The following is a 6,321-nucleotide window of genomic DNA, read 5'->3' on the forward strand; positions in this document are numbered from 1 at the left end:
GCGTCAGAACAGGCCGCCCAGCAGGCCACCGTCGGACGAGGTGTGCACGCCGCCCTGGACGCTGGTGTCGCCGTGCGTCACGGCAGCGTCACCGGTCACGTCGTGGGTCACTCCACCGGTCAGGCTGCCGACCGTACCGGTCACGCCGCTGACCGCACCGTCCACCTGCTGCGTCACGCCGTCCACCGGGGCCGTCGGGACGATACCGCCGGCGTCGCCCACGCCGAGCCCACCCAGGGTGTGGTCGACGCCGAGCGAACCGACGAGACCGCCGACCTGGGCCTGCGTGCCGGGAAGCACGCCCAGGTCCCCGCCGAGCACGTCGCCGTTGAGCAGGCCGTCGGTGGTGCCGAGCGGGTCGCCGACCGTGCCGGCGACGTCGCCGACGACCGGGTCGACCGCGCTGTCCACCCCGTCCACCACGTCCACGTCCAGGGTGTGCGCCACGTCCGGCACCCCGGCCAGGTCGGTGGCGAGGCCGCCCGGTCCGACCCCCAGGCCGATCCCCGGCAGCACGGCCGCCCCGGCGTACGCGCCGGCCGGGTCGACCGCGACGACCCCGAGCACACCGGCGGTCGCGTCCACCCCGTGCGGGGAGCTGTTGACGCTGATCTGCTGCGGCACCGCCCCGAGCTGGCCGGCCACGTAGGTGGTGTCGTTCAGCAGCGGGCCGAACCCGAGCTGCCCGACCGCCGGAGCCAGCGGCGCGAGCCCCGCGCCGGGGGCGTAGTCGACCACCAGCGGGACCACGTCCTGCACGTCGGCGGCGGTGACGTCGGTGAGCCCCGCGGCCTGCAGCGCCCCCTCCGGGTCGAGGTCGAAGGCCGACCGCGCGTCGGGATCGGTGAGCAGGTTGAGCACGAAGTCGTGCAGGGTCTGTTGCGAATCCACGTTCTGCTGCGAATTCACGTACAGGCTCTGTTGCGAATCCATGGGAGGTTCTCCTCGGTCGAAGCGTCAGCACCGTCGTGCTTCGACAGTTGACGCTAGGGCCGGGTTCGGTGCCCGTCATCGGGGAGCGGACCCCAACCGGGTTCGCCGGGTTAGGGCCATCGCCCCCTCGTTCGTTAGGGGGATAGGGGGAAGCGGGCCGGTCAGAGTTAGGGTACGGAGGCGCGAGTGATCTCTGGTACGAACGGAGGAGCCCACGGTGTTCGCGCCGGGGGTGGGTCGGTGCGCCGACAACGTCACCAGGGTCAATCGCGGTGGAGGAAGAACTACATGCCGTACGTCCTGGGGATGGACATCGGAAGCAGCAGCACCGCCGCCGCCGTGGCCCGGCGGCAGGACGGGAGCTGGGCCCGACCCGAGGTGGTCCCGCTGGACCCGAGGTCGGGCGTCGTGCCGTCGGTGCTGCACCTGTCGCCGGACGGATCGCTCACGGTCGGCGGGCCCGGCACCGACGACCCCGGCCGCACCACCCGGGATTTCGTCGGCCGGATCGGTGACGACGTACCCCTGATGCTCGGCGGCGAGACGTGCCCGCCGCAGACGCTGATCGCCGAGCTGGCGACGTGGGTGGTGGAGCGGGTCTCCGCCCGGGAGGGCGGGCTCGCCGAAGCCGTCGTGCTCAGCCACCCGGCCGGGTGGGGTCCGCACCGGCGCGAACTGCTGCACCGGGCGCTGTGGGACCTCGACCTGCGCAACGTCACGCTGCTACCCCGCCCGATCGCGGTGGCCGAGAGCCACGCGGCCCGCGGCTTCCCCGGCACCACGGCCGCCGTCTACGCCCTGGGCGGCAACACCTTCGAGGCCGCCCTGGTCCGCCGCCACCCACGGGGCACGTACGAGACGTTCGGCCTGCCCCAGGCTCGGCCGGCCCTCGGTGGCAACGACTTCGACGAGGCGCTCGCCGAGCACGTCCGTACCGTGCTCGGCCGGGAGTTCGCCGGCGCCGGAGGCCAGGACGCGTATCCGCATCGCCTGCTGCTGGCGGAGTGCGACCGGGTCAAGCAGGAGCTGACCGTCGGCACGGAGACCGACGTGGTGTTGACCCTGCCGACCGGAGCAGTACGGGTGCCGGTAACCCGGGCGCAGTTCGAGGACCTGATCCGGCCGGCCGTACGGGCCACCGTCGACCTGCTGGTACAGGCCGTACACTCCGCCGGCCTGACGCCGGCGCGGCTCGACGGCGTGCTCCTCGCCGGCGGCTCGGCGCGGATCCCGGTGATCAGGGAACTGCTCGCGGCGGCCTTTCCCGTCCCGGTCGAGGTGGAGCCGGACCCCCAGCTGACCGCCGCCACCGGGGCGGCGCTCGCCGCCGGCCAGGTGGTGTCACCGCGCCGGCCGGCGCCGCAGCCCAGGTCCGCACCGGTCAGCGGCGGTGGGCCGGCCGTCCCGGCGCGGCAGCCCGCCGAGCCGGACCAGGCCGCTCCCGGCCTGCCACCACCGCGTCCCCCGGTCCGGATCGCCCCGCTGCACCTGCCAAAGGCGTCCCGCCTGGCGCTGGCCCGGGGCCGGGGACGCGACGGATGACCGTGGGGACCATGAGCGGGACCGCCGAGTGCCCGCTCGTGCTGGCCGAGGGGCCGAAGGCCCTGCTCGACGCGGTCGAGGTGGGCCCTACGGGCGCGCTCGCGGTGGGCGTGACGGGTCCCGGTGGCCACGGCAAGAGCGCCCTGCTCACGGAACTGGCGCGGGCCCACCGGCGGGCCGGGCGTACCGTGCTGGACGGCGTACCGGGGCCGGCCGACCCGGCCGACCCCGAGGCGGTGCTGCTGGTCGACGACGCGCACCTGCTCGACGACGCGCGGTTGGCGGCGCTCCACCAACTGGTGGTCGCCCGCCGGCATCGGCTGCTGATCGGCTACCGGCCGTGGCCCCGGTCGGCGGCGCTGGCCGAGCTGGCCGAGGCGCTGAAGCGGGACGGGCAGCAGCTCACCCTCACCCCGTTCACCCCCGAGCAGACCGCCGCATACCTGGCCCGGGCGCCGGAGCTGGGCCGGTGGACCGAGCTGGCCGACTACGTGCACGCGCAGACCGGCGGGGTCCCACGGGACGTCGAGCGGCTGGTCCACGGGCTACGCGGGCGGGAGCACGGGGCCGGCCTGCCGGCCGAGCCGCCCCGGCCCGCCGTACTCCTCTTCGGTCCCGACCTGGAGGAGCTGCCGGCGGACGTCCGGCGGCTGCTGCTGGCCGTCGCCGCGGGCGTGCCGCTGCCCATGGACCTGCTCGGCCGGCTCCTCGGCTCGGCGCCGGAGGCGGTGGACGAACTGGTCGCGTCGAGCAGAGCCACCGGCCTGCTCGGTGCCGACGGCCGACTCGCGCCGCTCGTCCAGCGGGCGGTCATCGCGCTCAGCCCGGCCACCGAACGCACCGCGATCTGGCACCGGCTGACCGAACTGCAGCTCGGGCACGGCGCGCCGGTGCTCCCGCTGGTCCGCTCGCTGCGCGCGGCCGGGGTGCTCCGGGACTGCCCGGCCCCCGCGCTGAAGGCCGCGGCCGAAGAGGTGCTGGCCGGGGATCCGGCGCTCGCCGCCGAGCTGTTCGCCGCGGCCACGGCGGCGGGGCTGCCCGCGAATACCCGCCAGGCGGTCGCCGCAGCGCTCGCCGGCGACCTGGACGCTGCCCTCCGGCTGGCGGACCGGCTGCTCGCGACGGCTGGCCCGGGCGACCGGGCCGAGGCGGCGACCGTGGCCGCCACGGCGCTGGCGCACCGCGGCCAGGTGGGGCGCAGCGTCGAGCTGTACCGGTGGTCCGGCACCCCCTCGTCCGCCGCGTTCGCCGCCGTCGGCGCGCTCGCCGTCGGCCGCCCGACCCCCGGTGCGGACCTGCCCGTCGCGGACCAGGCCGGTGGACCGCCCACCCTGCGCGCCAGCGCCGCCCGACTGATGGCGGAAGGGGTACGGGAGAGCGTCACCGGCCCGCCGACCGCCGCGCTCTCCGCGCTCGTCCAAGCGGCGGCGCTGCTGGAACCGGACGGGCGGGCGGTGCTGCTGCCGGACAGCCCGGCCGCGCTCGCCGCGTTGACCGCGATCCACTGTGCCGAGTTCGACATCGCCGAGCGGGTGCTGGACCGGGCGGTGACGACCGGCATCGGCGGGCCGCTGATGACACCTCGACACCGGCTGTTGCAGGCCTGGATCCAGATGGTTCGGGGCCACACGGCCGTGGCGGCCGAGCGCCTCGCCGCCGTGACCGCCGACGACCGGCCACTGGAGTCGCGCGATCTGCTCCTGGCCAGCGCGCTCCGACTCGGCATCGCCCGCCGCAACAGCGACCTCGAGTCGCTGCAACGCGGCTGGGGGCACGCGCTGGAGGCGGTGGTCCGGCACCCCGTCGACCTGTTCACGCTGCTGCCGCTCGGGGAGCTCGCGGTCGCCGGGGCCCGGTTGGGTGAGGCGGACCGGCTGCGGCCGTACCTGCACGAGGCCTGGCTGCTGCTGGACCGGCTGCAAGACCCGGCGCTGTGGAGCGTCCCGCTGCACTGGACGGGGTTGCACGCCGCGATCCTGGCCGAGGAGCCGACGGTCGCCGAGGAGCACGTCGCCGCCCTGCACGCCGCGGCCGACCACAGCCGGTACGCCGCCGTGGTCGCCGCGGCCGCCACGAGCTGGGTCGACGTCCTGCGCGGCGTGGTCGATCCGGTCCAGGTGGAGGCCTCCGCCCGCGGGCTGCACGACGCCGGACTGTGCTGGGACGCCGCCCGCCTCGCCGGGCAGGCCGCGATCCGCACCTCGGACCGGCGAGCGATGACCGCCCTGCTGGAGTGCGCCCGGGCGCTTCAGGGCCGGCCGGCGGCCCCCCGGGGCGGCCGGCCGGCCACGGCGGACGATGGGAGCCCACAGGTCGCCGACGCCGTCACCGCCCCGGCCCAGCACCGGCTCAGCGACCGCGAGCACGAGGTGGCCGAGCTGGTGCTGGCCGGGCTCACCTACCGGGAAATCGGCGACCGGCTCTTCCTCTCGGCGAAGACCGTGGAGCACCACATGGCCCGGATGCGGTCCCGGCTGAACTGCGCCAACCGGGCCGAACTGCTGGCCCTCCTGCGCACCATCGTCGCGGACCGGTCGCGCGCCGCGGGCCGGCAACCGTGGCCGGAACGGGCGGACGAGCACCGCCGAGACACGGCACCCCGGAAGCGGTGAGAGGACCCGGATGACACACGCACTGGCCACCGCCGACAAGCTGACCGCCGCCCTGGACACCCTGGTCGACCGGGTGCCCGGAGCCGAGTACGCGGTGGTCCTCTCCTCCGACGGACTGCCGCTCGGCTGGTCCCGCACCGTCGAGGGCGACCAGGCGGAACAGGTCGCCGGCCTGGTCAGCGGCCTCCACGCGTTCGGTCAGGCGACTGCCCGGGTGTGCGGCACGGCCGTACTGCACCAGGTCGTCGTGCAGATGTCGCGGGCGTTCGTGTTCGTCGCCACCATCCGGAGCGGGGCGATCCTCGCCGTCCGGTTGCGCATCGACGCCGACATCGCCGACATGGCGTACGAAGTGGCGCTCTTCGTGGCGCGGGCGGAGCGGGACCTGCCGGTGCACCTCGAGCCGGCCCGGCCCTAGCCGGTGACGCGGAAGACACGTCCGCCGGAGGGCCGCAAGGGGGCACCCCCGGTGCCGGCCCCACCGGCCCAGCCACGGCGGACCGTGGCGGTCGTCCTGTTGGACGGGATCGTCGTGATGATCGGTACCGCGCGGCGCGTCGTCGATCGGGCTGGCGCCGCCCGGCTCGCTCCGATGGCCGTCGCCGCCACGCTGGGCGTGCTGTCAGCGACGGCGTACGCCATCGGCATGGTGCCGGACAGCCCGGAACGGCCGGCCCCGGTGGCGGTCCGGCCGGACGTGACGGCGACGGGCACCACGGCGAGCGGGGCGCCGGAGGAGCAGCCCGACGAGAGCGTCCTCGCGCCTCGGGCGTCGGTACGCTCCGCGACCAGGGTCGCCCCGGCCGGCCCGGCCCCGCCGTCGGTCAGTGCGTCGCCGCCGGCCACCACGACGCCATCCCGCCCGCCCGAACTGCGCGCCCGCTTCGCCGTCGAGACGAGCGCCCTGCTCAGCTACGGCGCGGCGGTGACGATCAGCAACCCGGGGTCGGACCGGGTGCCGGACTGGGCCCTGGTGATCGTGCTGCCCCGGGAGTCGCTCCGGGTCACCTCGGTCTCCGGCGCCCGGGCCAGCCAGGACGGCCCGACGTGGACGTTCCTGCCGGACGGGAGCAGCGGGACGGTGCCCGGCCGCGGCTCGGTCCGGGTGACGTTCCGGGTGAGCGGCCCCGCGATCAACGCCACGCCGACGGCGTGCACGATCGACGGAGCCGCCTGCACCGGCCTGCCGGACTGACCACCCGACGCCCCGGCGGGGCGCGGCCGGCAGCCGGGG

Annotated in this window: 5 protein-coding genes; 4 read left to right on the forward strand and 1 reads right to left on the reverse strand. The window is 76.0% G+C overall.

Annotated features, from left to right (window positions below; translation table 11 throughout):
* Positions 1-3: 3 nt before the first annotated feature.
* Positions 4-933 carry an IniB N-terminal domain-containing protein gene (locus ONA70_RS17470; protein WP_265007498.1) on the reverse strand — a complete coding sequence of 310 codons (930 nt, stop codon included), beginning with the start codon at positions 931-933 and terminating at the stop codon, positions 4-6.
* A gap of 288 nt (positions 934-1,221) precedes the next feature.
* On the opposite strand from ONA70_RS17470, the gene ONA70_RS17475 reads away from it, so the two are divergent.
* From ONA70_RS17475 to ONA70_RS17490, 4 genes are all read left to right on the forward strand, one after another.
* Complete coding sequence (locus tag ONA70_RS17475; protein WP_265007499.1) at positions 1,222-2,475, forward strand: Hsp70 family protein; 1,254 nt, start codon at positions 1,222-1,224, stop codon at positions 2,473-2,475.
* Between the two features lie 11 nt (positions 2,476-2,486).
* Entirely contained in the window at positions 2,487-5,087 is a 2,601-nt protein-coding gene (locus ONA70_RS17480; protein WP_265007500.1) for a helix-turn-helix transcriptional regulator, read from the forward strand.
* 10 nt (positions 5,088-5,097) lie between these two features.
* Complete coding sequence (locus ONA70_RS17485; RefSeq protein WP_265007501.1) at positions 5,098-5,505, forward strand: roadblock/LC7 domain-containing protein; 408 nt, start codon at positions 5,098-5,100, stop codon at positions 5,503-5,505.
* 117 nt (positions 5,506-5,622) lie between these two features.
* Complete coding sequence (locus ONA70_RS17490) at positions 5,623-6,282, forward strand: cellulose binding domain-containing protein (protein WP_265007502.1); 660 nt, start codon at positions 5,623-5,625, stop codon at positions 6,280-6,282.
* Positions 6,283-6,321: the final 39 nt, after the last annotated feature.

It is taken from the genome of Micromonospora yasonensis (assembly GCF_026013475.1).
Lineage (GTDB): Bacteria > Actinomycetota > Actinomycetes > Mycobacteriales > Micromonosporaceae > Micromonospora > Micromonospora yasonensis.

Excerpts from the sequence above, each read along its gene's own strand:
- ONA70_RS17470 (WP_265007498.1), bottom strand. The coding sequence starts at position 933 with ATGGATTCGCAACAGAGCCTGTACGTGAATTCGCAGCAGAACGTGGAT.
- ONA70_RS17475 (WP_265007499.1), top strand. The coding sequence starts at position 1,222 with ATGCCGTACGTCCTGGGGATGGACATCGGAAGCAGCAGCACCGCCGCC.
- ONA70_RS17480 (WP_265007500.1), top strand. The coding sequence starts at position 2,487 with ATGAGCGGGACCGCCGAGTGCCCGCTCGTGCTGGCCGAGGGGCCGAAG.
- ONA70_RS17485 (WP_265007501.1), top strand. The coding sequence starts at position 5,098 with ATGACACACGCACTGGCCACCGCCGACAAGCTGACCGCCGCCCTGGAC.
- ONA70_RS17490 (WP_265007502.1), top strand. The coding sequence starts at position 5,623 with ATGATCGGTACCGCGCGGCGCGTCGTCGATCGGGCTGGCGCCGCCCGG.